The following is a 23,480-nucleotide window of genomic DNA, read 5'->3' as shown; positions in this document are numbered from 1 at the left end:
GTGCGATCACTGGGGATCAGCGGGGCCTGGGTACTGGAACCCAAGGTGTTCCCGGACGAGCGGGGCAGCTTCCACGAGTGGTTCCGCGGGGAGGAGTTCCGCGAGGCCACCGGGTACGACCTGGACCTCGCGCAGGCCAACTGCTCAGTGTCCCGCCGGGGCGTCCTGCGCGGCGTGCACTTCGCCGACGTGCCGCCCGGCCAGGCCAAGTACGTGACCTGTGTGCGGGGCGCGGTCCTCGACGTGGTGGTGGACCTGCGGGTGGGCTCGCCCACGTTCGGTCAGTGGGAGGCCGTACGGCTGGACGACGACAGCCGGCACGCGGTGTTCATCGCGGAGGGGCTCGGGCACGCCTTCATGGCGCTGACCGACGACGCGACGGTGGTGTACCTGTGTTCCACCGGGTACGCGCCGGGCCGCGAGCACGGGGTGAACCCCCTAGACCCGCAGCTGGCGCTCCCCTGGCCCGAGAACATCGAGCCCGTGCTGTCGCCCAAGGACGCCGAGGCGCCCTCACTGGCCGAGGCGGAGCGGTCCGGACTACTTCCGTCGTACGAGACCTGCTCCGCCCACTACGAGCGGCTGCGCGCCGGACGGCTCAGCGGCTGACGCTCAGCTGCTCCAGCGAACGGCGCAGCGGCTCCCAGCCGCGGGACCGCTTGGTCCCGCGGTTGCGGGCCCGCACGAGCGGCGCCCAGAACCCGGCCTCCAGCAGCTGCTCCGGCTTCACGGCCGACGCCCGCTCCAGGATGGTCTCCGGCACCTTCTGCGGGTCGGGGACCTCGTACTCCGCGATGATCTCGTCGTACTTGTCCTTGAGGACGGTGTTGCCGGGGTCGGCACCGAAGATCACCAGCTGGCCGGTGGGCGCCGTGTCGACCAGGACCGTCACCAGGTCGGGGCGGTACCGGTTGAGGATCTCGATGACCTTGTAGACGTCACCGGTCCAGGCGTTGGTGTGCCGGTCCCGGGCCGCCTCGTCCACACTGCGCGGCAGCATGTCGTCGAAGACGATCACGCTGGCCCAGTCGGAGTGCTTCTCGATGTTGATGAAGTCCCGCAGCGCGTACTCGAACAGGTGCATGCCGTCGATGAACGACAGGTCGAGCGTGGTGCGGCGCCAGTAGGCGAGCGGGCTGCGGTTGCGCGCGAGGTTCCGCAGCGGGTGACGGCCGCCCCTGAGGTGGGCCAGCGGGTTCTCGCGGGCGAAGAAGTCGTCGCTGGTGGCCTTGGCCAGGTGGACGTCGCAACGGATCTCCGTGACCACCTTGAAGGCGGGGTCGACGGCGACGCTCGGTACCCGGGACAGCGTCAGGCTCCGGCCGTCGTTGACGCCGATCTCCAGGTAGTTGCGGTTCGCGCTGGCCTTGTGGAGCCCCCGAAGGAACTCATGACGTTTCACTGGGAAATCTCCTTGCGGATGAGAGGCAGTGCTTCCTGCAGGGCGGCCCGCCAGTCCCGCGGCGGTGCCAGGTCGATCTCACGCCAGCGGTCGTGACCGAGGACGCTGTACGCGGGACGCGGTGCCGGCCGGGCGAAGGCCGCGCTGTCGGTGGGGCGCACCCGCTCGGGGTCCGCGCCGACGAGGCGGAACACCTCCTGGGCGAGGTCGCGCCAGGTGGCCTCGCCGGAGCCGGTGGCGTGGAAGACGCCGAGCGCGCGCTCGTCGTCGCCGAGCCGGGCGCCGAGGTCGGCGATCCGTTCGGCGACGTCGGCGCTCCAGGTCGGCTGTCCGCGCTGGTCGTCGACCACGTCGAGGGTGTCCCGGCGGGTCTCCAGGTCGAGCATCGTGCGCACGAAGTTCCCGCCGTGGACGCCGTAGAGCCAGGCCGTGCGCACCACGGCGCTCGCCCCGGGCAGCTCCTCCAGGACGGCCCGCTCCCCCGCCAGCTTGGTGCGGCCGTACGCGGTGCGCGGGGCGGTGGGGTGGTCCTCCGGGTAGGGGGTGGCGCGGGCCTCGCCGGAGAAGACGTAGTCGGTGGAGACGTGCACCAGTCGCGCACCGTGGGTGGCGCACGCCCGGGCGAGCAGGCGCGGGCCCTCGCCGTTGATCAGCAGGGCCCGGTCCTCGTCCTGCTCGGCGTCGTCGACGGCCGTGTACGCGGCGCAGTTGACCACCACGTCGGGTCGGTGCTCGGCGAAGGCGGCGGTGACGCTCTCGGGTGCGGTGATGTCGAGGGCGGCCCGGTCGGCCGCCGTGACCTGCTCACCGCGCCGCAGCAGTTCCTCGACCATGTCCCGGCCGAGCATCCCGCCCGCGCCGGTGACCAGCCATTTCATGCACGCTCCCCGCTGACGCGCCGCTTCAGGGGCTCCCACCAGGCGCGGTTGTCGCGGTACCAGGCGACGGTGTCCGCGAGTCCGGTGCGGAAGTCGTGGCGCGGCTCGTAGCCCAGTTCGGTGCGGGCCTTGGACCAGTCGACGGAGTAGCGCAGGTCGTGGCCCTTGCGGTCCTCGACGTGCTCCACCCGGTCCCAGCCCGCGCCGCAGGCCTCCAGGAGCAGGCCGGTGAGCTCGCGGTTGCTGAGCTCGGTGCCGCCGCCGATGTTGTACACCTCGCCGGCCCGGCCCCTGGTCCGGACGAGGTCGATGCCGTGGCAGTGGTCCTCGACGTGCAGCCAGTCGCGGACGTTGAGGCCCTCCCCGTACAGCGGGACCTTCTTGCCGTCGAGGAGGTTGGTGACGAACAGCGGCACGACCTTCTCGGGGAACTGGTGCGGGCCGTAGTTGTTGGAGCAGCGGGTCACCCGGACGTCCAGGCCGTGGGTGCGGTGGTAGGCCAGGGCGAGCAGGTCGGAGGACGCCTTGGAGGCGGAGTACGGGGAGTTGGGCTGGAGCGGGTGCGTCTCCGGCCACGACCCGGTCTCGATGGAGCCGTAGACCTCGTCGGTGGAGACGTGCACGAAGGTGCCGACGCCGTAGCGCAGGGCCGCGTCCAGGAGGGTCTGGGTGCCGAGGACGTTGGTGCGGACGAAGTCGGCGGCGCCGGTGATCGAGCGGTCCACGTGGGACTCCGCCGCGAAGTGCACGACCTGGTCCGCCTCGGCCGTCAGCTTGTCGACGAGTTCGGCGTCGCAGATGTCACCCTGCACGAACTCCAGCCGGGGATGGTCGAGTTCGAGGTTGTCCAGGGTGCCCGCGTAGGTGAGCTTGTCGAGCACGGTGATGCGCGGCGCGTCCGGCGGATCGGTGGCGAGCAGTGCGCGGACGTAGGCCGAGCCGATGAACCCGGCGGCGCCGGTGACGAGGAGGTTCATGTATGGATCTGCACCTTGCTGTGGTCTCCGAGTACGAAGCGGTGGGCACTGGGCACGCTGGGCGCCGGGGTCACCTCGACGTGCCGGCCGATCAGTGACGACTCGATCCGGCCCACCCCGTGGATCGAGGAGTCGCGCAGCACGATGGAGAACTCCACCTCGCTGTCGGTGATACGGCAGTTCTCCGCGACGGAGGTGAAGGGGCCGACGTAGGAGTCGCTGACCAGGGTTCCGGCGCCGATGACGACGGGGCCGACGATCCGGGAGCGCACGATGCGGGCCCCCTCCTCCACCACGACGCGCCCGATCGTCTCGGAGGCCTCGTCCACCTCGCCGTCGACGCGCGGCTCCAGCGTCTCCAGGACGGTCCGGTTCACCTCGAGCATGTCGACGACGTTCCCGGTGTCCTTCCAGTAGCCCTTGATGACCGTCGAGCGGACGTCCGCGTCGATGTCGATCAGGTGCTGGATGGCGTGGGTGATCTCCAGCTCGCCCCGCCAGGACGGCTCGATCGCGAGGACCGCGTCGTGGATGGCGGGGGTGAAGAGGTACACCCCGACCAGGGCCAGGTCGCTCTTGGGGTGTTCGGGCTTCTCCTCCAGGGAGACGACCTGCCCGCTCTCGTCGAGCTCGGCGACGCCGAACGAGCGGGGGTCGGGCACGCGGGTGAGGAGGATCTGGGCGTCGGGCCGGTTGGTGCGGAACTCGTCGACGAGGCCCGAGATCCCGCCGACGATGAAGTTGTCGCCGAGGTACATCACGAAGTCGTCGTCGCCCAGCCAGTCGCGGGCGATGAGCACCGCGTGGGCCAGGCCCAGGGGCTTCTCCTGGGGGATGTAGGTGATCCGCAGGCCGAACTTCGACCCGTCGCCCACCGCTTCCTCGATCTCGGCGGCGGTGTCTCCGACGACCACCCCGACCTCGGTGATACCGGCCGCGGCGATGGACTCCAGACCGTAGAAGAGTACGGCTTTGTTCGCCACGGGCACGAGCTGTTTGGCCGAGGTGTGAGTGATCGGCCGCAGTCGTGTACCGGCGCCTCCGGACAGCACGAGAGCCTTCATCTGCGTCACCTTAGCCCGTATCCGGCGGAACGGGGGCTTCACATGAACAGCTCAAACGACAAAGGACGGTGAGAACCGTGAGAGGAGGGCGGCCGCGGCCCGTCGGCGACCGGCTCGCGGGCCGGTCAGTCCTCGCCCCGCACGATGTTCCATTCGGGGGTGGTGTGCGCGGTGGGCGGGGCGCTCCCGTCCTCGACGGCCGGCAGGCAGGTCCGTAGGGCGGCCTGCTCGCGCAGGCGGCGGGCCCTGGACCAGCCCGTCTCGGCGCGGCGGGCGACGGGTTTTCCGGTGATCTGCGAGGTCACGGCGCTTCCACTTCCTTCTGCGTCCGGTAACGCTCCCGGCCCGCACCGGGCCGGGAGCAGCATCTTTGTTCGATCTCCGCCGGGTCCCCGGCGGCGGGCCCGTCAAACGCCGGGCGCGCGGCTCAGGTGTTGGGCCTGGCCACGCTGATGTCGCCGAGGGCCGACTCGGGGTCGCGTTCCATGGCCAGGTCGCCGAGGGCGACGATGCCCACGGGGCGCCCGTCCTCGACGACGGGGATGCGGCGCACGGCGTGCTCGCGCATCAGCTCGACGGCGTGGTCGAGGTCGTCCTCGGGGGTGACGGTGACCGGGTCGCCGCTGATCGCGTCGGCCACGGTGGTCCGCTCGGGGTCACCGCCCTCCGCGATCGACCGCACCACGAGGTCGCGGTCGGTGACCAGGCCACGCAGCCGGTCGTCGTCGGTGACCAGGACGGCACCCAGGTCCTGGTCCCGCATGATCCGGGCGACCTCCCGGACGGATGCCCGCGGCTCCACCGTCACCGGTGCCGCGGTCATGATGTCGCTGACGTGCTGGGACATGACGGATACCTCGCTCTTCGGCTCCGGCGGCGACGGTCCTCACCGCTCGGCCGCCGGGTACCCGCGCACAGGCGTCTGTCATCCGTTCAGCGCAATCTCGCTCCACACCTGTTTGCCCCCGCTGACGGGCACCGTCCCCCACACCGCCGACATCGCCTCGACGAGGAGGATGCCGCGTCCGCCCGTGGCCTCCCAGCCGATGCTGGTCGGCTTCACGGGGGTGCGGGGCGAGGAGTCGGTGACGGCGACGCGCAGCCGGTGGTTGACGAGGGTGAGATCCAGGCGGACCCGGCCGTCGGTGTGCACGAGGGCGTTGGTGACGAGCTCGGAGACCACGAGCAGCACGGGGTCCATGGCCTCGCCGGGCACGCCCCAGGTGCGCAGGGTGCGGCGGCTGAAGCGGCGCGCGTGCCGGACCGCCTCGGGGACCCGCCACACGGTCCAGCCCTCGCGCAGCGGACGGACGGCCATGCCGTCGTAGCGCATCAGCAGCAGGGCGACGTCGTCGCTGCGGCGGGCGTTGCCGAGCAGGACGTCGGCGACGAGACCGAGGTGGGCGGGGTCGGAGCCGGCCAGGCCCTGGGCGAAGCGGTCCATGCCCTCGTCGATGTCGGCCTCGTGGGTCTCCACCAGGCCGTCCGTGGTCAGCGCGAGGACGGTGCCGGGCTGGAGCCGCAGGGGGCTCATCGGGAAGTCGGCGCGCAGCACCACGCCCAGCGGCGGACCGCTTTCCGCCTCGGGGATCTCCGTTACGCCGTCCGGGTGACGCAGCACCGGGGGCAGGTGTCCGGCGCGCACGTACCAGGCGGAGCCCTCCTCCATGTCGACGTCGACGTAGCAGCAGGTGGCGAAGAGGTCGGTCTCCATGTCCATGAGGAGACGGTTGGCGTGCGAGACCACGACGTCCGGTGGGTGGCCCTCGACGGCGTAGGCGCGCAGCGCCGTGCGCATCTGGCCCATCAGGGTGGCGGCGCCCGCGCTGTGGCCCTGCACGTCACCGATGACGAGGGCCACGTGGTTGTCGGGCAGCGGGATCACGTCGTACCAGTCGCCGCCGAGTTCCAGTCCGGCCGTGCTCGGCAGGTAGCGGGCTACGGCGACCGCGCCGGGCAGCTTGGGCAGCCGGCGGGGCAGCAGCTGGCGCTGGAGCATGCCGACGAGCTCGTGTTCGGCGTCGAAGGCGTGGGCGCGCATCAGTGCCTGTCCGGCGAGGCCGGCGGAGGCCGTGAGCAGGGCGCGTTCGTCGGGGCCGAAGTCGTGCGGGTTGTCCCAGCCGATCAGACAGGCGCCCGCCATGTGCCCGGCGGCGGCCAGCGGCAGCACGGCGAGTCCACCGGGGCCGACCTCGGCCAGGGCGGGTTCCAGGGCGGTGCCGGCGGGCCAGATCTGGGCGCGGCCCTCACGCAGGGCGGCGCCCAGGGTGGGCATGGCGCGTACGGGCGCGTCCGGCCACTCGCCGCGCCACTCCAGGCGCCACAGCTCCGGCCACGCCTCCGGCTCGGGCGGGTCGAGGACGGTGACGACGAGCCGCTCGTTCTCCAGCTCGGCGAGGGCGATCCGGTCGGCCTGGAGCGGCTCGCGCAGGGCGGAGACGACGGCCTGGCTGACGTCCCTGACGGTCCCGGCGGTCGCCAGGGCCGCGGCCAACCGCTGGACCCGGGTCACGTCGGTGACCTCGGAGCGCAGGGAGGAGGCGTCCGTGACGGTCCCCACCAGCCGGGCCGGGTGGCCCTCGCCGCCGGACACCAGACGGCCGCGCAGCCGCAGCCACTTCGGCGGGCCGGTGGGCTGGAGGATGCGGAACTCCAGCTCCCGGTCGCCGATGGACATGTGGTCGGCCTCGACCACGGACATCAGCGAGGGCAGGTCCTCCGGCACGGTGCGGCCGAGGAGGGACTCCACCTTGCCGTCGAACTCGGGCCGGCCGAGGCCGAACAGGTCGAGGATGTCCTCGCCGACCTCGACCCGGCCGGTGTCCATGGCGAGACTGAAAGCGTTGGAGCGCAGTCGCTCACCCTCCCTCGCCGCGGCCGTGGGCGGGCAGACGACGGCGGCGGCGATCAGTGCCAGACAGGCGCGCTCCTCGTCGTCGAAGCCGCCCGGGTTTTCGCCGACGGCCAGCAGACAGGCCCGGTCGGCGTCCGCGAACGCGGGCAGCACGGCGAGGTGGAAGTCCCACGCGGGCCCACGCCGGGAGTCCGCGCAGGCGGCGAGTTCCCCGGGGTCCCGCCACACCGGCCGGCCGGTGCGCTGCGCCTCGGCCACCGGGGAGTGACCGTCCGTGGGATAGCTGTCGCGCAGTCCGTAGACGGTGCGCGGCACCCCGGCGGACTCGACCAGACCGAGCTGGCCGCCGTCCTCGCCGGGCGCGTAGACCGCGGCGAACGTCGCCCCGGCGAAGACGAGCGCCTGCTCCAGTACACGGCGCAGCCGTTGGGGTGAGTCGGGACCGTCCGACAGCGATCTGAGGGCAACTTCGGCTCGCAGTGTTCTCTTTCTGCGTCCGGTAGCGCCCTCACTGACCACGTTCGCCATTACAGCGCGTATCGGGCACCCGCGCAGCCCCTGGGACCGTTCCGTGGCGCGCCCGGGGCGTGCCGGGGAGTGCGCCCGGGGCGGCGGACGCTCGAAACCGCCCGAACATGTGTTGACCCATGCGTTCCGCACGGTGAGCTCGTGACAGTCGTGACTGTCCGTGGCCGGGGCCCGGCTGGAAGGCTCGGTGCCGGGCCCGAGAGGGGGACGCATGGACAAGCGCTACGAGGTGTACGCGCTCGCCGACAGACACTTCTACGAGACGCCGGACCGGCTGTCGGCGGACGGCCGGGACGCCGCTCCGCTGTACCGGACGGCCCGGCGCGAGGTCCCCGAGGGGTGGGCCTCGGCCCGGGTCGGGGACTGGCTGACGCTGACCCCGCTCGGCCCCGACGGGGAGGCCGAGGCCGGTCCGGCCCAGGGCTGGAAGATCCACGCCTCGGCGACCCGGCACGACGCCGAGAAGATCGCCGGCATCGTGTGGGACTACTGCGTGCCGCGCCGCATCCCGTTCAAGTTCGTGCCGGGCCCGCATCTGCTGCACCTGCGCAACACCAAGTACGCGGCCCGCGACGGCAGCGGCAAGTTCGTCACCGTCTACCCGGCGGACGAGGAACAGCTGCACGTCGTACTGCGCGAGCTGGGCGCTCTGCTGGAGGGCTTCGAGGGGCCGTACATCCTCACCGACCTGCGCTGGAACGAGGGCCCGCTGTACGTCCGCTACGGCGCATTCGCGCGCATGTTCGTCGTCGACGAGCGGGGATCGCTGGTGCCGGCGGTGCGGGACGGCGCGGGACAGCTGGTGCCGGACCGGCGGGCGCCGTCCTTCCAGGTGCCGGAGTGGGTGACGCTGCCCGCGTTCCTCCAGCCGCAGCTGGAGGCCCGCAACACCACCACGGTCGGCGAGCTGCCGTACCGCATCGAGAAGGCGCTGCACTTCTCCAACGGCGGCGGGGTCTACGCGGGCACCGACACCCGCGACGGGCGCCGGGTGGTACTGAAGGAGGGCCGGCCGCACGCCGGCCTCGCCTCCGACGGCGCGGACGCGATCGCCCGGCTGGAGCGGGAGAAGCAGGCTCTGGAGCGGGTGGCGGGCACCGGGGTGGTGCCCGAGGTGCGGGACTGGTTCACGCTCGGCGACCACCGGTTCCTGGTGATGGACTTCCTGGAGGGACGGCCCCTCAACGCGTTCTTCGCCGAGCGGCATCCGCTCCTCGCCACGGACCCCGATCCGGAGGCCGTGGCCGCCTACGCGGCGTGGGCGGTGCGCATCCACCGGGCGGTGGAGCGGGCGGTGGAGGCGGTGCACGCGCGCGGGATCGTCTTCAACGACCTGCACGTCTTCAACATCATGGTGGCGCCGGACGAGGAGTCGGTGTACCTGGTCGACTTCGAGGCGGCCGCCCCCGTCTCCGAACAGGGCCGCCAGGTGGTCGCCCACCCCGGGTTCTTCGCCCCGCCCGACCGTCGGGGCATCGACGTCGACCGCTACGCGCTGGCCTGTCTCCGACTCGCCCTGTTCCTGCCCGTCACCACGCTGTTCGTGGTCGACCGCGGCAAGGCCGCCCACCTGGCGGACGTCATCCGGGAGGAGTTCCCCGACGTACCGCGGGAGTTCCTCGACGAGGCGGTCGCCGAGATCACCCGGGACGTCGCCGGCGGCACCCGGCCGCCCTCGCCGCCCTCGTTCGTGGAACCCGGCGACTGGCCCTACAGCCGCGACTCCATGGTCAAGGCGATCCTCGCGTCGGCCACCCCCGAGCGCGACGACCGGCTCTTCCCCGGGGACATCGCCCAGTTCTCCGACGGCGGCGGCCTCGGCCTGGCGCACGGCGCGGCCGGTGTGCTGCACGCGCTGGCCGAGGCCGGCGGAGAGCGCTACGAGGAGGGCGAGCGCTGGCTCCTCGCCCGCACCGCCCCGCCGCCCGTGGGCACCCCGCTCGGCCTCTACGACGGTCTCGCGGGCGTCGCCCACGTCCTGGACCGGCTCGGGCACCGGCAGCGGGCCCTCGACCTGGTCGAGGCGATCCTCCGGGAACGCTGGCAGAACCTGTCCTCCGACCTGCACGGCGGGCTCGCCGGCCTCGGCCTGGTCCTGGGCTCACTGGCGCGCACCACCGGCGAGCGGGAACTCGGCGAGCGGGCCGCCGAGGCCGCGCACCTCCTCGTCCGCCGGCTCGCCGAGCCGCGCCCGGCCAAGCCGCGGCCGCGGGCCGGGCTGATGCGGGGCGCGAGCGGGCCGGCGCTGTTCCTGCTGCGGCAGTACGAGGCGACCGGCGAGCCGGAACTGCTGGCGGCGGCCGGCCTGGCGCTGCGCCGGGACCTCGAGGGCTGCGTGTTCCGCGAGGACGGCGCGCTGGAGGTCGACGAGGGCTGGCGGACCCTGCCCTATCTCGGCGACGGCAGCGTGGGCGTCGGCATGGTCCTCGACGACTACCTCGCCCACGCCGCCCACGACACCGGGGAGTTCCACCGGGCCCGCTCCGGCGCCCTGACCGCCGCCGGCTCCCGCTTCTACGCGCAGCCCGGCCTCTTCCAGGGCCGCGCCGGGATGATCCTGCACCTGGCCCGGACCACCGCGCCCGGCGCCACCGCGGACCGGCTCGCGCGCCAGGTCGCCGGCCTCGGCTGGTTCGCCATGTCCTACCAGGGCCAACTGGCCTTCCCCGGGCACCAGATGATGCGTCTGTCGATGGACCTGGGCACCGGAACGGCAGGGTGCCTGCTCGCGCTCGGCGCGGCCCTCGACCCGGGGAGCACCGCTCACCTGCCGTTCCTGCCGCCGCTCGGGCGGCCCACACCACGCGGCTCCGCGCACTGACGGAGTCGTGATCAGACCCCGTCCCCACGGGTGAACACCACGGAAACCACACGGAAGGAAGTAACAGACATGGCACTTCTCGACCTGCAGACGATGGAGTCCGACGAGCACACCGGAGGTGGCGACAGCACGGTCAGCCTGCTCTCCTGCATCAGCGCGGCGAGCGTCCTGCTCTGTCTCTGACGGACGCCGCGCAACCGGGGCCCCGGGCGACCCGCTCCCGCGAGGGAGGGGCCGCCCGGGGTCCTTCGCCCACCCCAGCCACCTCCTCGATCCCGGATGCGAGGGCCGCAGCCGTATGACGACCCGTGCGCCCACCCCCACGCTGCTGGGCCCCGCCACCCGCCACAGCGGCGGCCGTTGCCTGGCCCTGTGCCTGCTGAGCGTCGCGGCGACCGGGACCGGCCTGCTGCTGCCGGCCGCGCTCGGCCGCACCCTGGACCTGCTGCTGGCGCGGGACCCGGCCGGCCGCTGGGTGCTGTACTGCGCGTCGCTCGTCCTGCTGCTCGCCCTGCTCGACGCCTGCCAGACCGTGCTCGGCGCCACCGTCGACGCCCGCACCACCGCGTGGCTGCGCCGCCGGCTCACCGGACACGTACTGGCCGTGGGCCCGAGGGCGGCCGCCCGCTTCGGGCCGGGAGACCTCGTGGCGCGGCTCGTCGGCAACGCGGCCCAGGCCGGCACCGCGCCGGCCTCCCGCGCCGCCCTGCTGGCCGCGCTCGCCGGGCCCCTCGGGGCGACGGTCGCGCTCGGCCTGATCGACGGGTGGCTGGCGGCCGTCCTCCTCGCCGGGGCCCCCGTGCTCACGCTGCTGCTGCGCGCCTTCGCCCGCGACACCTCGCGGTGCGTGGAGCGCTACCAGCGGGCCCAGGGGCTGATCGCGGGCGCGCTGGCCGAGGCCGTCGACGGCCACCGCACCATCGCCGCGGCCGGTACGGCCGGCAAGGAGACGGCGCGCGTCCTGCGTCCGCTGCCGGACCTGTCCCGCGCGGGCCACGAGATGTGGCGGGTGCAGGGCCGGGCCGCGGGCCAGGCCGTCGCCGTCGCGCCGCTGCTCCAGCTCGGTGTCGTCGCCGTGGCGGGCGTCCTGCTCACCCGGCACCGGCTGTCCCTGGGCGAGGTGCTGGCGGCCTCCCGCTACGCGGTCCTGGCGAGCGGTGTGGGCATGCTGGTCGGCCGGCTCGCGGCGCTGGCCCGCGCCCGGGCGGCGGCCGTCCGCCTCGACGAGGTCATGACGGAACCGGCCCCCGCGCACGGCGAGCGCCGGCTGCCGCCCGGTCCCGGCCGGCTGGAGCTGCGCGGGGTGAGCGTCCGGCGCGGGGGACGCACCGTGCTCGACGGCGTCGACCTGGTCGTCCCCGGCGGGACGGCGCTCGCCGTGGTCGGCCGCTCCGGCACGGGCAAGTCGCTGCTGGCCGCGGTCGCCGGCCGCCTGACCGACCCGGACGCCGGGGAGGTGCTGCTGGACGGCGTCCCGCTGCCCGCGCTGGCCCACGACGAGCTGCGCCGGGCCGTCGGCTACGCCTTCGAACGCCCCGCCCTGCTGGGCGCCACCGTCGCCGACACGATCGGGCTCGGCCCCACGCCCCCCTCTGCCGCCCGGGTCCGGGAGGCGGCCCGCACCGCCCGCGCGGACGACTTCGTACGCCGTCTGCCCGAGGGGTACGCCACCGCGTGCGCCGACGCCCCGTGCTCCGGCGGGGAGGCCCAACGCCTCGGTCTGGCACGGGCGTTCGCCCACGGGGGCCGCCTGCTGATCCTCGACGACGCCCTCTCCAGCCTGGACACGGTCACCGAGGCGCACATCACCGACGCCCTGCTGAGCGGCGGCTTGGGCACCACCCGCCTGCTGGTCGCCCACCGCGCGACGACGGCGGCCCGCGCCGACACGGTGGCCTGGCTGGACGCGGGCCGCCTCCGAGCGATGGCCCCCCACACCCACCTGTGGCGAATCCCGGAGTACCGAGCGGCATTCGGCACCGACCCCCTCGAACCCGGCCCGCCCACCGACAGGGAGCGTGAAGCGGCGCCGGGCGAGCGCGGGGGCGGCGGCCCGGCGGAGGGCGGGGAGGCGGTCAGCAGCGGGGCGGGCGGAGAAGAGGCGGTCGCCGGCTCCACCGTCCGGGGTCCGGCGGCCGGGGGGCCGGCGTGAGGGGCGGGGTGTGGTGGCGGGGGGTCGGGTTTCTGCGGGAGCGGTGGGCGGTCGTGGTGCGGCTCGTCGGCTGGTCGGTGCTGGAGACCGGGCAGACGTTCCTCCTCGGCTACGCGCCCGCCCGCGCCCTCGACGACGGCTTCCTGCGGGGGCGTGCCGAGGCCGGAGTCGGCTGGCTCGCGGTGGCGGCCCTCGGCGTCGTCGCCGGGGCGTACGGCACCGCGCGCGTGTACGCCGCCGTCGCCGCGCTCGTCGAACCGCTCCGGGACCGGCTGGTCACGCGCGTGGTCGAGCGCGGGATACGGGAGGCGGACCGGGGCGCGCTCTCGGGCCTCACCCAGCAGGTGGAGATCGCCCGGGACACCTTCGCCGGACTGGTGATGGTCTCCCGGTCCTTCGTGTTCACCGCTGCCGGCGCCCTGGTCGGGCTGTTCTCGCTCGACCCGCTGCTGCTGCTCGTCGTCGGTCCGCCGCTGCTCGCCGGCGTCGGCCTGTTCGCGGCGACCCTGCGACCGCTGGCCCGCAGGCAGGAGTCCTTCCTCCGCGCCGACGAGGCCCTGGCCGACCGGCTGGGCGTGGTCGGGCCGGGACTGCGGGACATCACGGCGGCCGGGGCGGAGCACCGGATCGCCGCCGACACGGGGACCCTGGTGGACGCGGAGCTGCGGGCCGCCCGCTCCCTCGCCCGTTTCGGCGCGCTGCGGGTGGCCGCCCTCGCGCTCGGCGGGGAGCTGCCGATCGTGCTGCTGCTCGTCACCGCGCCCTGGCTCCTCGCCCACGGCGTCACGGCGGGCGGCCTGGTCGGCGCCCTCGCGTACGTCACGCAGTCCCTGCTGCCCGCCCTGAACAACCTGGTCCACGGCCTGGGCACGAGCGGCTCCCGCCTCGCGGTGGTCCTGCGACGTCTCGTACCGGACCGGTCCGGTCACCGGCCGGAGGTTCCGGCGGCCCGACCGGAGCGTCCGGAGCCGCACAGCAGCCCCCCTGGCCCCGATGACTCCGACGGCCCCGACGGCCCCGACGACTCGGACAGCCCCGACGACTCCGCGGGCCCTCCGCCTGCCGCCGTGCCCACAGCGCCCACGCGGCAGGCGTACCGCACCGCGCCCGAACGCGCCGGTGAGCGCGCCCCCGCCCTCACCCTGCGCTCCGTCACCTTCGCCTACGGGCCGGCCGCCGTCCCCGTGATCCAGGACCTGGACCTCGTCCTGCCGGCCGGAGCCCATCTGGCCGTGGTCGGTCCGAGCGGTATCGGCAAGTCGACACTGACGGCACTGGTGGCGGGCGTACTCCGGCCGCGTCACGGGACGATCCGGGTGTGCGGGTGGCCGGTGCCCGGCCGGCGGGCGGCCGCCCGCCGGGTGCTCATCCCGCAGGAGGCGTACGTGTTCACGGGCACCCTCGCCGAGAACCTCGGCCACCTGCGGCCGGACCCCGTGCCGGAGACGGAACTGCTCGCCGCGGCAGACGCGGTCGGTCTCACCCCGCTGCTCGAACGGCTCGGCGGCCCGCCGGCCCGGGTCGAGCCCGCCGCGCTGTCCGCCGGCGAGCGGCAGCTGATCGCGCTGACCCGGGCCTATCTGTCGTACGCCCCCCTGGTGCTGCTGGACGAGGCGACCTGCCACCTGGACCCGCGGGCGGAGCAGCGCGCGGAGGACGCGTTCGCGCGCCGGCCCGGCGGAACTCTGCTGGTGGTCGCGCACCGGATCAGCTCGGCCCGCCGGGCCGGCCGGGTGCTGGTGATGGACGGCCGGGACACGACGCAGGGGACCCACGACGAGCTCGTGCGGTGCTCGGCGCTCTACCGCGACCTGGTCGGCGGCTGGACGCCCGGGCCCGCCGGGCCGTCAGAGCCAGCCCTCCCCCTGCGATATCCGGATCGCGTCGATGCGGTTGCGGGCCCCGGTCTTGCGGGTGATGGCGGCCATGTAGTTGCGCACGGTCCCGTGGGACAGGTGCAGGTTGCCGGCGATCTCGGCGATGGAGGCGCCCTCGGCCGCGAGGGTTAGCACACTCAGCTCGCGGCGGGTCAGCGGCATCTCGGCGGCCTTGAGGAAGCCGAAGCCCAGCGAGTCGTCAACGAAACGTTTCCCCTTGGCGACGTCACGGATGCCGTTCACCAGGTGTTCCGGCGAGCCGCACTTGTCGACATAGCCGAGCGCGCCCGCCTCCAGCGCCCTCTTCAGCAGACCCGGCCGGTTCGCGTCGGCGAGCACCAGCAGCCTCGGCCTGGCCGGCCCCGGACCGCGCGCGCACAGCTCGCCGAGCGGCGGGAGGCCGTACGCCTCCTCGCACTCCAGGTCGGCCGCGCAGACGTCCGGCCGTACCGCCCGTACGCCGGTCGAAGCGCTGCGCCACGGAGTGTCGTACACCCCCAGGTCCGGTTCCCGGCGTAACCACTCCGCCAAAACCGATCTCACAAGACACGCGTCGTGCACCAGAAGCACCCGGATCACTGCCGCCCCTTCAGCTTGCCCGCCGGTTCTCGGTCCTCAACCAGTGCCCAGTTGTATAGGTCCGTGACCGCTGAAGGGCGCGAAGTTCCGGCCAACGGGGAGCGCGGGGGCGCACACACGGCGCCCGTACCGCTGGGCGCGCATCCAGCGAGGGGGAATGGGCGGGGCCCGTCGGGGTAGGCCGGCCACCGTCCCGCGTCCCGGGCATCGCCGTGTCCGGGCGCCGCCGCCGCGGCTCCCACCGTGCGCGACGGGCCGCCAGGAGGCAGATTTGTTCCCGGGACCCGTCGCGCGGCGGCGGTGTCGGTGGCGTCCGGTGCGCCGAACCCCGTGCCGAGGGAGGTGGTCGGCGTGTCCGACGGACGACCGTCCGCGCAGGCACCGGCGACCTCCCGGACGCGGGTGGGCCGGCCGCTGCTGTCCCTCGCCCTGGCCTCGATGATGGAGGAGGTCGACGCGCACTCGGGCGCGGTGTACCTGATGGCGGCCGACGAGCCCGTACTGGAGATGGCGGTCATGGCCGGGATGCCCCGGGCGTTCGCCGCGCCCTGGGAGCGGGTGGGCCTCAGCGCCCCGATCCCGGTGGCCGAGTCGGTGCGCGAACGGCGCCTGGTGTGGGTCGGCGGCGAGGAGGACATGGCGGCCCGCTATCCGCGGATCGCCGTGGTGCTGCCCTACCCCTTCGCCCTGGCCGCCCTGCCGGTCGCGACCGAGTCCACCGTGTACGGCGCGATCTTCGTGACCTGGCCGGGCTCGCATCCCCCCGAGCTGTCCGGCCGGGACCGCGACCATCTGACGGCCGCCTGCGACCGGCTCGCGGTCCGGCTGGAGCGGGCCATCGCGGAGAACCACCCGCTGCACCCCGAGCCGGATCTGCTCGCCGGGTCACCGCTCACGGGTGCGGCCGGCGCGCCCGGCACGCTGGAGGCGGCCCGGATGGTGGCGCGGCTGCCGTACGGACTGTGCTCGCTCGATCTGCACGGCCGGGTGAGCTTCGCCAACCCGGCGGCGGCCGAGTTGATCGGCGTACCGGTGAGCCGGTTGCTCGGCGCCCAGCTGTGGGCGTCGGTGCCCTGGCTCAACGACCCGGTGTACGAGGACCGTTACCGGGCCGCGCTGCTCAGCCAGGACACCACCTCGTTCGTGGCGCTGCGCCCGCCCGGCGCGTGGCTGTCGTTCCGTATGTACCCGAGCAGGACCGGGCTGAGCGTGCGCATCAGCCGGGCGCGGGCCGTGACGGAGATGAACCGGCGCGGGCCGCCCGAGCTTGGCGACGCCCCGTCCCGGCTGGTCACCATCTCCCAGGTGCTGTCGCTGGCCGGTGCGCTGACCGAGGCCGTGGGGGTGCAGGACGTGGTGCAGCTGGTCGCGGACGAGATCGCCCCGGCCGTCGGCAGTCAGGCGCTGGTCGTCCTCGGCTCCCGGAGCGGCCGGCTGCACGTGCTGGGCCACCGGGGCTATCCGGACGCGCAGCACATCGTGCGGCGGTTCGACGGGCTGCCGCTGGCCGAGCAGACGCCCGGCACGCAGGTCCTGAAGTCGGGGCTGCCCGCGTTCTTCGAGTCCCGGCAGCAGTTGGAACGCCTCTACCCGACCCGGTACGCGGCGCCGGACGGCTTCGCGGCCTGGGCCTACCTGCCGCTGATCGCCTCCGGACGCCCCGTGGGCACATGTCTGCTCGCCTACGCCGACACGCACCCCTTCCCCGCGGACGAGCGGGCCGTGCTCACCAGTCTCGGCGGGCTGATCGCGCAGGCCCTGGAGCGGGCCCAGCTCTACGACGCCAAGCACCAGCTGGCCCACGGCCTGCAGGAGGCCCTGCTCCCGCACTCCCTGCCGTCGCTGCCCGGTATCGACGCGGCCGCCCGCTATCTCCCCGCGACCCAGGGCATGGACATCGGCGGTGACTTCTACGACCTGGTGCCGACGCGGGGTGCGGCGGCCGCGGTGATCGGTGACGTGCAGGGCCACAACGTGACGGCGGCGGGGATGATGGGGCAGATCCGTACCGCCGTCCGCGCGTACACGACCGTCGGGCAGCCACCCGAGGAGGTCATGCGCAGCACCAACCGGCTGCTCATCGACCTGGGTTCCGACCTGTTCGCCAGTTGCCTGTACCTGCGGCTCGATCCGGCGCGCGGGCGGGCCGTGATGTCCCGTGCGGGGCACCCGCCCCCACTGCTGAGACGGCCGGACGGCCGGGTACGGGTGCTCGACCTCGCCGGCGGTCCGCTGCTCGGCATCGACGACTCGGCGACGTATCCGACGACGGAGGTCGACTTCGCCCCCGGCTCGGTGCTCGTCCTCTACACCGACGGGCTGATCGAGGCGCCGGGGGTGGATCTGGAGGACGCGCTCGCCGACCTCGGGCAGCGGCTCGCCGACGCCGGCGAGTGGCCGCTGGACGAACTGGCCGACCACGTCGTCCGGCACAGCGCGGCCACCCGGGAACGGCTCGATGACGTCGCGCTGCTGCTGCTCAGGGCGCGGGGGGCCGACTGAGCGGTGCCCCCTCACGCACAGCGGTCCGGCCCTCCCGCCGGAGGGCCGGACCGATCCACCGCCGGCCGGACCGCGGGCGGGTCCGGAACGGTGGAGCTGTGTGACCGAGTGACTCGGTGAACCAGTGACTCGGCTGAGTGGTTCGGTGAACCTGTGGCTCGGTGAACCTGTGGCTCGGTGAACCTGTGAGTCTCCGTGCCGGTGACTCGGCAGCTCGTGACGCGGCGGCCGAGGGGGCTCGGTGAGCCGGTGGCTCAGAGACCGGGATGGCTCACTGGGACTGCGTCGCCCCGGAGTCGTCCGCCGTGCCGGTACCGGTGCCGGTCTCGTCGCCGGTACCCGTGTTGTCGCCGGTACCCGTACCGGTTCCGGTGTCGTCACCGCCGACCACGTCACCGCCGGTCTGGTCACCACCGACCGCGTCGCCACCGGCCTGCTCGCCGCCGACCGCGTCACCGCCGGTCTGGTCACCGCCGACCGCGTCGCCACCGGCCTGCTCGCCCGCCTGGTCGCCGGCGCCGCCGGCCTGGTCGCCCGCGCCGCCGGCCGCGTCACCCGCGCCGAGGGTCGCGCCGACCGCCGTGAGGGCGGTGGTGACCGGCTGGAAGAACGTCTCGCCGCCGGCCGTGCAGTCGCCGCTGCCGCCCGAGGTCAGGCCGACCGCGCCGCCGGCCTGGGTGAACAACGAGCCGCCACTGTCGCCGGGTTCGGCGCAGACGTCGGTCTGGATGAGACCGGTGACGGTGCCCTCTGGGTAGTTCACGGTGGCGTCGAGTCCGAGGACCGTTCCGTCGTTGAGGCCGGTGGTGCTGCCCATCCGGAAGACCTGGGTGCCGACGGTGGCTTCCTCCGCCTGGGCGATCTGGACGGTCTTCCCACCGCCGACGTTGACCTCGCTCGGCGCCACGGTGGCCGGGTCGTCGTACTTCACGAGCGCGAAGTCGCCGTCGCCGGGGAAGGTGGCCTGGTCGACGGTGGCGATCGGCTGACCGTCCTGCGCGTCCGACCACGTCTTGGCCGCGACACCGCAGTGGCCCGCGGTGAGGAACGCCGGACTGCCGTCGCCCGCGGTGACGTTGAAGCCGAGCGAGCAGCGCGCGCCGCCGCCGAATATCGCGTCACCGCCCGAGACGAAGGTCTTGAACGTCCCGGCCGACTTCTTGATGGTCGCCATGTTCGAGCCGAGGCCCTGGACGGTCGACTCCAGCGTGTCCCACTTGCTGCCGGTGACCGTGCTGTCCGCGGTGACGAGGATCTTGTTCGTCTTGGGGTCGACGGCCCAGGCGGTGCCCGGGATGGTCGCCTCGGCCTTGAGCGTCTTCGCTCCGGCGGCGAGTTCGGCGAGGCTGTTGTCGACCTCGCGGACGGCCGCGCCGGCCTTCTTGGCCTGCACGATCACGTTGTTGTTGTCGCCGGGCACGACGTTCACGACGAGCTGCTTGCTGGCGGCGTCGTAGTACGAGCCCGCGAAGGCGTCGCCGAGCAGGTTCTGCAGCTGCGAGGCGAGATCCGAGGCGTCGTCCGCCTTGAAGGTCTTGACGGAAGCGCCGTTCGTTCCGCTGTCCTGGGACGCGTTGGCGTTCGGCAGCAGGAGAGCGGCTGCTCCCAGGGCGGCGACGCCGCCCACTGCGATGGCGGCCTTGCGCTTCGGAATTCGCTTGTGACTCAAACTTCTCGACCTCCTGAGGGACCGGAGTGTGTGCCGCCGTTCGGCAGCTTGTGTGGGGCGCCTGGATGGCTGTTGGTACGCACGGGCTCCGTGGGGCGTTCAATGCCGGACCCCGACAAACTTTGTGCGGATGCGAATCGGCCACGGTCCGCGTCCGGTCGGGCGGGGCCGGGAACACTCCGGCCGGCCCCGCTGACCAGGGCAGGAAGCGGGGTCGCGTGGCCCTCGCCCAAGGACTCGACACGCAGGCCCAGTTCGAGCGTCCTGGGAGCGGATCACGCCGGCTGACGAGGCGTCGGGCCCGCCCGGGGCGCGCGCCGCCACGGTGTGCGCGCCGTCGGACCGAAAGACGCCCGCGGGGCCAAGTGCCCACGGGATCACGGACGGAGGCGCTGAGTGACCAACTGGTCACCCGGCGTCCGTCAGGCGGAGCGGAATCCCGGCTTCAGCGAATCTGCACATCCCGTGCGCGACGGGCTCACCACGCTCGGGGGATCTGCACAAGCCGCCGGTGCCGCCCATGCCATTGGCGAGGTGTGTCGCATTCGCGCGCGCCCGGCAAGGGGTGGTACGCGGTGATGCCGTGCCACATGTGAAGAAGTCGCCGCCGAGCCGTGCGCACTCCTGCACGGTTCGGCGCCACGGGGACACAAATGCGCTGGTGGGACGTCTGGTTGATTGGATGCGCCGACCCGCCGCGTGCTTTGATCCATCGCACCGCGGGAGCCGCCAAGGGCTTCGGGACAACGGACGCCCGGCGCCCGCGGTCGCGGCCGTCATCTGTCCCCAGAGGGGGCCGCTCCCCCCTTGTGAACATCCGTATGAAGGGAAGTCCCCCCATGAACTCCACCCCCCAGGTTGAGACCGTCGAGATCTCCGACGCGGAGCTCGACAACGTCTCCGGCGGTCTGTCCCTGAACGCCGTCGGCACCGTCACCGGCCTGGTGGACGGCGTTGCCCCGGTCTCCGGCCTGGTCAACACGGTCGTCGGCACCGTCGAGGGTGTCACCGGCCTCAACACCGCCCCGGTCGCGGGCCTGGTCGCCGGTCTCTGACCGCACCTTGTTGCCGGGAGTCCCGGAGCCGTCACCGGCTCCGGGACTTCTCAACGTCGTAGAAGATCTCTCGCACAGGTGAGGGAAGTTCCTTGCAGTTCCGCCAACAGGCCCTCGCCAAGCTCCAGTCGCCCGAGGAGCTCGACCTTCCGGTGCGTTTCGCCCGCCCCCAGGGCTGGCTGGCCCTCGCCGTGACGGTGGCCGTCGTCGCGGCCGCCTCCGTCTGGGCGGTCACCGGTTCCGTCGCCTCCACCGTCGGCGCGCCCGCCGTCCTCACGCACGGGGAGGGCAGTTACCTCCTGCAGAGCCCCGCGGCCGGCCAGGTCACCGCGGTCCTCGCCGAGCAGGGCGAACGCCTGCCCGCCGGCGCGCCCGTCCTCAAGGTCCGTACGGCCAGGGGCGACACCGTCGTGCGCGCCGTCGCCGCGGGACGCGTGACCGCGCTCGCCGCGACCATCGGGCAGATCATCCAGACCGGCGCGAACGTCGCCGCGGTGGAGAAGGTCGCCCGCGCCTCGGACCCGCTGTACGCCACGGTGTACGTGCCCGCCCAGAACGCGGCCGCCATCCCCGCCGGCGCGGCCGTGGACCTGACCGTCCAGTCGGTGCCCACCCAGCAGTACGGGGTGCTCCGCGGCCGGGTGAAGTCGGTGGACCGCTCCCCCCAGTCGGCGCAGGAGATCTCCGCGTTCCTCGGCGACAGCCAGCTCGGTGAGCAGTTCACGAAGGACGGCAGGCCCGTCGCCGTCCTCGTCCGGCTGGAACGGTCGGCCGGCACGAAGAGCGGCTACCGGTGGTCGTCCGCCGGCGGGCCGCCGTTCGCCCTCACCTCCATGACCATGGCCACGGGTTCGATCCGGCTGGCCGACCAGCGCCCCGTCGACTGGCTGTTGCCGTGAGTGCCGCGCAGGAGACCCGGGGCAGGCGCCGTGCCGCACCGCCGCCGCGCCGCCCGGTGCCCACCAGGCGGGGGAAGAGCGTCCGCACGCCCACCGTGCTCCAGATGGAGGCCGTGGAGTGCGGGGCCGCGTCCCTCGCGATGGTCCTCGGCCACTACGGCCGGCATGTCCCGCTGGAGGAGCTGCGGATCGCCTGCGGGGTCTCCCGGGACGGTTCTCGCGCGAGCAACCTGCTGAAGGCGGCCCGCGGTTACGGCCTGACGGCCAAGGGCATGCAGATGGACACCGCGGCCCTCGCCGAGGTGCGCTCGCCCGCCATCCTGTTCTGGGAGTTCAACCACTACGTCGTCTACGACGGCATGGGCCGGCGTCTCGGCCGCCGCGGGGTGTACGTCAACGACCCGGCCAAGGGCCGGCGTTTCGTGCCGATGGAGGACTTCGACACCAGCTTCACCGGTGTGGTGCTGGTCCTGGAGCCGGGTGCGGACTTCGAACGGGGCGGGCGCAGGCCGGGGTTGCTCGGCGCCATGCCGGCCCGGATGCGCGGCACCGCGGGCACGATGCCCGCCGCGGTGCTGGCCAGTCTGCTGCTGGTGGCGGTCGGCGCGGCGGTCCCCGCGCTCAGCCGTACCTATATCGACATGTTCCTGATCGGTGATCAGACCTCTCTGCTGGGCGTGCTGTTCGCGTCGATGGGGACGTGCGTACTGCTCACGCTCGTGCTGACCTGGCTCCAGCAGGCGAACCTGCTGCACGGCCGGATCATCTCCTCGACGCTCTCCAGCGCCCGCTTCCTGCGCCATCTGCTGCGGCTGCCCGTCACCTTCTTCTCCCAGCGCAGCCCGGCCGACCTGGTGCAGCGCCTCCAGTCGAACGACGCCGTGGCCGAGACACTGGCCCGCGACCTGGCGGCGGCGGGCGTGGACGCCGTGGTCGTGGTGCTCTACGCGGTCCTGCTGTACACCTACGATCCGCAGCTGACCTTCGTCGGGATCGCCGTGGCCCTGCTGAACGTGGTGGCCATGCGGGTCGTCGTGCGGCTGCGCGCCACCCGTACCGCCAAGCTGCGCGCCGACAGCGCCCGGCTCACCAACACCGCTTACACGGGCCTGCAGTTGATCGAGACGATGAAGGCGACCGGCGGTGAGGACGGCTACTTCCGCAAGTGGGCCGGGCAGCACGCCACCACCCTGGAGGAGCAGCAGCGGCTCGGTGTGCCGAGCGCCTGGCTGGGCGTGGTCGCGCCGACCCTGGCGTCCCTGAACAGCGGGCTGATCCTGTGGATCGGCGGAATGCGGGCGTTGGAGGGCGGGATCTCGGTCGGTCTGCTGGTCGCCTTCCAGGCGCTGGTCACCCGGTTCACCGCGCCGATCACCCGGCTGAACGGCGTCGCGGGCCGCATCCAGGACTTCGCGGCCGACGTGGCCCGGCTGAAGGACGTCGAGAACTTCCGGGCCGACCCGCTCTACGGCCGTCCCGGCGCCGGCGAGTCCACGCGCCGCCTGCACGGGCACGTCGAGCTGGAGAACATCTCCTTCGGCTACAGCCCGCTGGACAAGCCGCTGTTGACGGGTTTCGACCTGACGGTCGGCCCGGGGCAGCAGGTGGCCCTGGTCGGCGGCTCGGGCAGCGGCAAGTCCACCGTCTCACGGCTGATCTCGGGTCTGTACACACCGTGGGAGGGCGTGATCCGCATCGACGGACGGCGCCTGGAGGACATTCCGCGCGGGGCGCTCGCGGCCTCCGTCTCCTTCGTCGACCAGGACGTGTTCCTCTTCGAGGGCTCCGTCCGCGACAACGTGACGCTGTGGGACCCCTCGATCCCGGACGAGGCGGTCGTGGACGCGCTGCGGGACGCCGCCCTGTACGACGTCGTCATGCGCCGCCCGGGTGGCATCCACAGCCGGGTCGGGCAGGACGGCCGTAACTTCTCCGGCGGGCAGCGCCAACGTCTCGAGATCGCGCGGGCGTTGGTGCGTGGGCCCAGCATCCTGGTGCTGGACGAGGTCACGAGCGCGCTCGACGCGGAGACCGAGCAGATCGTGATGGACAACCTGCGCAGGCGTGGCTGTGCCTGCGTGGTGATCGCGCACCGGCTCAGCACGGTGCGCGACAGCGACGAGATCGTCGTGCTCCAGCACGGCACGATCGTGGAGCGCGGGCGGCACGACGCGCTGGTGGCACACGGTGGCGCGTACGCCGCGCTGGTCAGGGAGCGGTGAG

At 73.4% G+C, this 23,480-nt stretch carries 17 protein-coding genes and 1 pseudogene; 9 read left to right on the top strand and 9 right to left on the bottom strand.

What is annotated here, in order from left to right:
* Nucleotides 1–609 carry a dTDP-4-dehydrorhamnose 3,5-epimerase gene (rfbC, locus tag AC07AZ_RS16720; RefSeq protein WP_478848231.1) on the top strand — a complete coding sequence of 203 codons (609 nt, stop codon included), beginning with the start codon at nucleotides 1–3 and terminating at the stop codon, nucleotides 607–609.
* Here the strand turns inward: rfbC and AC07AZ_RS16715 are convergent.
* The 7 genes from AC07AZ_RS16715 to AC07AZ_RS16685 form a co-directional block, all read right to left on the bottom strand.
* A complete protein-coding gene (locus AC07AZ_RS16715; protein WP_478848229.1) occupies nucleotides 599–1,402 on the bottom strand; it encodes a class I SAM-dependent methyltransferase in 804 nt (267 codons plus the stop codon). The two genes, rfbC and AC07AZ_RS16715, sit on opposite strands and share 11 nt — an antisense overlap.
* Nucleotides 1,399–2,280 carry a dTDP-4-dehydrorhamnose reductase gene (rfbD, locus tag AC07AZ_RS16710; RefSeq protein ID WP_478848227.1) on the bottom strand — a complete coding sequence of 294 codons (882 nt, stop codon included), beginning with the start codon at nucleotides 2,278–2,280 and terminating at the stop codon, nucleotides 1,399–1,401. Before rfbD ends, AC07AZ_RS16715 begins: the two co-directional genes overlap by 4 nt.
* Nucleotides 2,277–3,257: a dTDP-glucose 4,6-dehydratase gene (gene rfbB, locus AC07AZ_RS16705; protein ID WP_478848225.1), complete on the bottom strand. Its 981-nt coding sequence runs from the start codon at nucleotides 3,255–3,257 to the stop codon at nucleotides 2,277–2,279. The genes rfbD and rfbB overlap by 4 nt, the downstream gene beginning before the upstream one ends.
* Nucleotides 3,254–4,321, bottom strand: a complete 1,068-nt coding sequence (locus tag AC07AZ_RS16700) for a glucose-1-phosphate thymidylyltransferase (protein ID WP_478848223.1) — start codon at nucleotides 4,319–4,321, stop codon at nucleotides 3,254–3,256. The genes rfbB and AC07AZ_RS16700 overlap by 4 nt, the downstream gene beginning before the upstream one ends.
* A gap of 125 nt (nucleotides 4,322–4,446) precedes the next feature.
* The gene (locus tag AC07AZ_RS16695) at nucleotides 4,447–4,626 is read right to left on the bottom strand and encodes a hypothetical protein (RefSeq protein WP_478848221.1); all 180 of its coding nucleotides are present in this window, start codon (nucleotides 4,624–4,626) and stop codon (nucleotides 4,447–4,449) included.
* Between the two features lie 122 nt (nucleotides 4,627–4,748).
* The gene (locus AC07AZ_RS16690) at nucleotides 4,749–5,168 is read right to left on the bottom strand and encodes a CBS domain-containing protein (RefSeq protein WP_478848219.1); all 420 of its coding nucleotides are present in this window, start codon (nucleotides 5,166–5,168) and stop codon (nucleotides 4,749–4,751) included.
* Between the two features lie 78 nt (nucleotides 5,169–5,246).
* A complete protein-coding gene (locus AC07AZ_RS16685; RefSeq protein WP_478848217.1) occupies nucleotides 5,247–7,703 on the bottom strand; it encodes a SpoIIE family protein phosphatase in 2,457 nt (818 codons plus the stop codon).
* Between the two features lie 211 nt (nucleotides 7,704–7,914).
* Between AC07AZ_RS16685 and lanKC the strand changes: the two genes are divergently transcribed.
* The 4 genes and pseudogenes from lanKC to AC07AZ_RS16665 form a co-directional block, all read left to right on the top strand.
* Nucleotides 7,915–10,524, top strand: coding sequence for a class III lanthionine synthetase LanKC (gene lanKC / locus AC07AZ_RS16680; protein ID WP_478848215.1), 2,610 nt, complete (start codon nucleotides 7,915–7,917; stop codon nucleotides 10,522–10,524).
* 69 nt (nucleotides 10,525–10,593) lie between these two features.
* Nucleotides 10,594–10,707 carry a SapB/AmfS family lanthipeptide gene (locus tag AC07AZ_RS16675; RefSeq protein ID WP_478848212.1) on the top strand — a complete coding sequence of 38 codons (114 nt, stop codon included), beginning with the start codon at nucleotides 10,594–10,596 and terminating at the stop codon, nucleotides 10,705–10,707.
* A gap of 115 nt (nucleotides 10,708–10,822) precedes the next feature.
* Complete coding sequence (locus AC07AZ_RS16670; protein WP_478848210.1) at nucleotides 10,823–12,676, top strand: ATP-binding cassette domain-containing protein; 1,854 nt, start codon at nucleotides 10,823–10,825, stop codon at nucleotides 12,674–12,676.
* A gap of 380 nt (nucleotides 12,677–13,056) precedes the next feature.
* A pseudogene (locus tag AC07AZ_RS16665) lies at nucleotides 13,057–14,283 on the top strand (ATP-binding cassette domain-containing protein); the annotation flags it as partial.
* Between the two features lie 240 nt (nucleotides 14,284–14,523).
* Here the strand turns inward: AC07AZ_RS16665 and AC07AZ_RS16660 are convergent.
* Nucleotides 14,524–15,132, bottom strand: a complete 609-nt coding sequence (locus AC07AZ_RS16660) for a LuxR C-terminal-related transcriptional regulator (RefSeq protein WP_478848207.1) — start codon at nucleotides 15,130–15,132, stop codon at nucleotides 14,524–14,526.
* Nucleotides 15,133–15,474: 342 nt separating this feature from the next.
* Here AC07AZ_RS16660 and AC07AZ_RS16655 point away from each other — a divergent pair, with 342 nt between their 5' ends.
* Complete coding sequence (locus AC07AZ_RS16655) at nucleotides 15,475–17,634, top strand: PP2C family protein-serine/threonine phosphatase (RefSeq protein ID WP_478848282.1); 2,160 nt, start codon at nucleotides 15,475–15,477, stop codon at nucleotides 17,632–17,634.
* A 271-nt stretch (nucleotides 17,635–17,905) separates the two neighbouring features.
* On the opposite strand, the gene AC07AZ_RS16650 is transcribed toward AC07AZ_RS16655, so the two are convergent.
* Nucleotides 17,906–19,303 carry a S1 family peptidase gene (locus AC07AZ_RS16650; protein ID WP_478848205.1) on the bottom strand — a complete coding sequence of 466 codons (1,398 nt, stop codon included), beginning with the start codon at nucleotides 19,301–19,303 and terminating at the stop codon, nucleotides 17,906–17,908.
* An 839-nt stretch (nucleotides 19,304–20,142) separates the two neighbouring features.
* Here AC07AZ_RS16650 and AC07AZ_RS16645 point away from each other — a divergent pair.
* The 3 genes from AC07AZ_RS16645 to AC07AZ_RS16635 all read left to right on the top strand — a co-directional run bounded on the left by AC07AZ_RS16645 (nucleotide 20,143) and on the right by AC07AZ_RS16635 (nucleotide 23,479).
* Nucleotides 20,143–20,358: a type A2 lantipeptide gene (locus AC07AZ_RS16645; RefSeq protein ID WP_478848203.1), complete on the top strand. Its 216-nt coding sequence runs from the start codon at nucleotides 20,143–20,145 to the stop codon at nucleotides 20,356–20,358.
* Between the two features lie 92 nt (nucleotides 20,359–20,450).
* Nucleotides 20,451–21,257: a hypothetical protein gene (locus tag AC07AZ_RS16640; RefSeq protein WP_478848201.1), complete on the top strand. Its 807-nt coding sequence runs from the start codon at nucleotides 20,451–20,453 to the stop codon at nucleotides 21,255–21,257.
* Nucleotides 21,254–23,479 carry an NHLP family bacteriocin export ABC transporter peptidase/permease/ATPase subunit gene (locus AC07AZ_RS16635; protein ID WP_478848199.1) on the top strand — a complete coding sequence of 742 codons (2,226 nt, stop codon included), beginning with the start codon at nucleotides 21,254–21,256 and terminating at the stop codon, nucleotides 23,477–23,479. The genes AC07AZ_RS16640 and AC07AZ_RS16635 overlap by 4 nt, the downstream gene beginning before the upstream one ends.
* Nucleotide 23,480 lies beyond the last annotated feature (1 nt).

This window comes from Streptomyces sp. NPDC043878, assembly GCF_056435735.1.
Note: the sequence above shows the minus strand (reverse complement) of the source record. Positions and strands in the feature narration are given on the sequence as shown.

Coding starts and splice junctions, on each gene's coding strand:
- rfbD (WP_478848227.1), bottom strand. CDS start 2,280: ATGAAATGGCTGGTCACCGGCGCGGGCGGGATGCTCGGCCGGGACATG.
- rfbB (WP_478848225.1), bottom strand. CDS start 3,257: ATGAACCTCCTCGTCACCGGCGCCGCCGGGTTCATCGGCTCGGCCTAC.
- AC07AZ_RS16700 (WP_478848223.1), bottom strand. CDS start 4,321: ATGAAGGCTCTCGTGCTGTCCGGAGGCGCCGGTACACGACTGCGGCCG.
- AC07AZ_RS16690 (WP_478848219.1), bottom strand. CDS start 5,168: ATGTCCCAGCACGTCAGCGACATCATGACCGCGGCACCGGTGACGGTG.
- AC07AZ_RS16685 (WP_478848217.1), bottom strand. CDS start 7,703: ATGGCGAACGTGGTCAGTGAGGGCGCTACCGGACGCAGAAAGAGAACA.
- lanKC (WP_478848215.1), top strand. CDS start 7,915: ATGGACAAGCGCTACGAGGTGTACGCGCTCGCCGACAGACACTTCTAC.
- AC07AZ_RS16675 (WP_478848212.1), top strand. CDS start 10,594: ATGGCACTTCTCGACCTGCAGACGATGGAGTCCGACGAGCACACCGGA.
- AC07AZ_RS16670 (WP_478848210.1), top strand. CDS start 10,823: ATGACGACCCGTGCGCCCACCCCCACGCTGCTGGGCCCCGCCACCCGC.
- AC07AZ_RS16645 (WP_478848203.1), top strand. CDS start 20,143: ATGAACTCCACCCCCCAGGTTGAGACCGTCGAGATCTCCGACGCGGAG.